Origin of the sequence: Streptomyces thermovulgaris (assembly GCF_002155915.1) — a bacterium.
GTDB classification, from domain to species: domain Bacteria; phylum Actinomycetota; class Actinomycetes; order Streptomycetales; family Streptomycetaceae; genus Streptomyces; species Streptomyces thermovulgaris.
Genome location: NZ_MUME01000443.1, coordinates 1 through 2,722, shown reverse-complemented (window position 1 = coordinate 2,722; position 2,722 = coordinate 1). Strand labels below are relative to the sequence as shown.

Annotated in this window: 2 protein-coding genes; both read right to left on the bottom strand. The window is 73.5% G+C overall.

The features are described from left to right. Positions 1-912 (bottom strand): glutathione S-transferase C-terminal domain-containing protein (locus tag CCN35_RS26075; RefSeq protein ID WP_086794553.1); only part of this gene is annotated, 912 nt, incomplete at its 3' end. A gap of 540 nt (positions 913-1,452) precedes the next feature. Next, positions 1,453-2,722, bottom strand: a 1,270-nt coding sequence (locus CCN35_RS26065) for a sulfite oxidase (RefSeq protein WP_245863497.1), incomplete at its 5' end; no start/stop codon positions are given.

Genomic DNA, 2,722 nt, shown 5'->3' with positions numbered 1-2,722 from the left:
AGATGTGTGTAGGAGACAGTCCTGGGAGGGGTGGGCGGATCCGTCCGTGCGGTGGGCCGTCCAGTCCAGGATCCGCACCGCCGCCCCCGCGGCCTCCAGTCCTCGGCAGTGGGCGTGGTGCCTGCGGGCGATGCCGTCCAGGTCGAGGTGCGGGCCGAAGGCGGGGTGGGCGGCCAGGCGCCGTGCGTAGGCCCACAGGTGCGGGTGGTCGGCGACGTGGTGGACCGCGGCGGCGTCCAGGTGCAGGCGGTGCACGGTGTCGAGCTGGACCAGGGTGACCCACACCTGCACGTCGGCGGCGGTCAGTGCGTCGCCGAGGAGGAAGTCCTGGTGGGCGAGCCGCCCCTCCAGGGAGTCCAGGGCGCTGAGCAGGCGGCCGAGGGCGGTGCGGCGCGTCGTGGTGTCGGTGTCGGCGCGCCCCGCCTGCTGTGCGGCGTGGTTGATGCTGTGCTCGCAGAGGTGTTCGACGGCTTCGATCTCCGTCTCCGCGCCGTGGGGATACAGCGTGATCCGGTCGGGGCCGTCGCCGCCGAAACGCCGGTCCAGGTCGCGGAGGATGTCCGGGGTGTGCGTGCTGACGATCCGCCCCGTCCAGGTGTCGCTCAGCACCGGTGCGAGTGCCGGTCCGGGATGCCGGTGCGAACTGGCCTCGTACAGCGGGCGCAGAGCGGAGTGTCCGCCGTCGGGCCGGTCGGGGACCGCCGGCAGCAGGACCACCGGGAGGGTCTCCTCCAGGCCGAGCAGGCTGTGGGCGACGGCGATCCGCAGACAGTAGGGGCAGGACAGCGAGAGATGGAGGCGGTAGCGGCGCGGTGCGGGGTAGTAGCCGCTGCTCGCGTCGCTGCCGACCCTGCCCCGGAACGACGGCGGGGCGGGGAAGGACGGCACGGTGGTCAGGGGTGCGGCGGACATGAGTCTCCCTGGGTCCGGGTCCGGCGTGAGGTTCTCACAAGGTGCGGCGTGCGGCGCACGCGGAGCGGTGGGCGCGCGGCGGCGTCGGCGCGTACCCGTGCACGGCGGGATATGGATGCGGTGCCGGCGGGTACCGCCGGTTCAGCGCGGAAGGCCTGTCGCGCTGCAGACGCGCTGGAGGTCGATGTGACGGCGGGAGGTCAGCAGAAGAGACGACCGGCCCACGCGCGGGGCGCGGTTGGCGGGCGACTCCAGACGCTCCATCATTTCCTGCCCATCCACGAGGGATCTCTGCTCCGGCAGAGTCCGGCGGTCTTCGTGCCGCGTCAAGAGGGCCTTACCCCGTTCCGTTCTGCGTCTCACATGGCGGATGAGGAGGTGTGCCGTCCGGTCCGTCGCGAGAGGGCGGGCAGGCCGGGGCCGTACGGGCCCGGACGCGGCTGCCGGGGCCCGTACGGTCCGGGCGGTCCGGGTGGTCCGGGTGGTCCGGGCAGCGCGCGGATCGCCGTTCCCTCCCCTCGGGATCGTCGTCGGACCACGTCAGACCACGGTCACCGGATGCCGTACCACCGCGTCGAACAGGTAGCCCTGGGTGTTGGGCACGGCGGTGTCCGGCTGGGTGCGGCCGGCGGTGTCGGTGGCGCGGGCCAGGAGGTGGGTGGCGCCGGGGGTCCTGGGGGTCCAGGTGAGGGACCAGCGGGTCCAGGTGTCCGGGCGGGGGCTGTCGTGGAGCCGGGCCGGCCGCCAGCTCGTCCCGCCGTCGGTGCTGACGTCGACCCGTGCGACGGCTCCCGCGCCCGACCAGGAGCGGCCGTGCAGCACATGGCGTTCTCCCGCCCGGAAGGTGGCGCCGCTCGCCAGTTCGAAGGCGCTCTTGATCGTCTGCCGGGTCAGCGGCGCGCTGCCGTCCTTCGGGTGGGAGGGGCCGAACAGCCGGTAGAAGGTGGTGTTCCAGGGCGAGAACAGCGGCTGTGCGGACACCTCGATGTCGCCGACCCACTTGATCGACGCGATCCCCACCCACGAGGGCACCAGCACCCGCACCGGATACCCGTGGTCGTGCGGCAGGGGCTCGCCGTTCATCTCGTACGCGAGCAGGACGTCGTGCAGGGCCTTGGACAGCGGCAGCGGGCGGCGCACCCGGCCGAGGTTCTCCCCGCCGCTGATGTACTCGGCGTCCAGGCCGCGGGGCTGGACGTCCACGGCGCGGGAGGACAGTCCCGCCCGGCGCAGGACGTCGGCCAGGGGCACTCCACGCCAGCGGGCGACGCCGATCGCGCCCAAGGTCCACGGGGTGCCGCTGACCGTTTCGCCCTGCTGGGTCGTGTAGTACGCGCGGCCGTTCCCGGCGCACTCGACGAACGCGGTCCGGGTGACGGAGGGCAGGGCACGCAGGTCGTCGTACCCGAACTCCACCGGCTTGTCCTCACCGGGTGAGCCTCGCAGCCCGCTGCCCCACAGCCGCAGCCGCCACTCGTGTGCCGTCAGCACGGGGGTGGCGGTGTGGTTGCGTACGAAGAACAGCTCGTTGGGGGTGTGGTGGCCGGTTCCGCGCAGGGCCTCCCAGCGGGTCTCGGCGTTGGTGCCGTGCTGGATGAACCACTCGGGCGGCAGCGGTTTGACGATCGTCGGGGTGTCGGCGGCGCGGGCCGGGGGCGGCACGGGGAGCGCGGTCGCGGCGGCCGTGGCGGCGAGCAGGGTGAGCAGGTGGCGGCGGCTGACCCCGTCCGCCTTGGCCTCTCCGGCGAGCCACTGGCGCAGTCTGCGCCGGTCGTAGGCGGTTTCGAGGTGGTTCTCGGGGCGGGAGGAC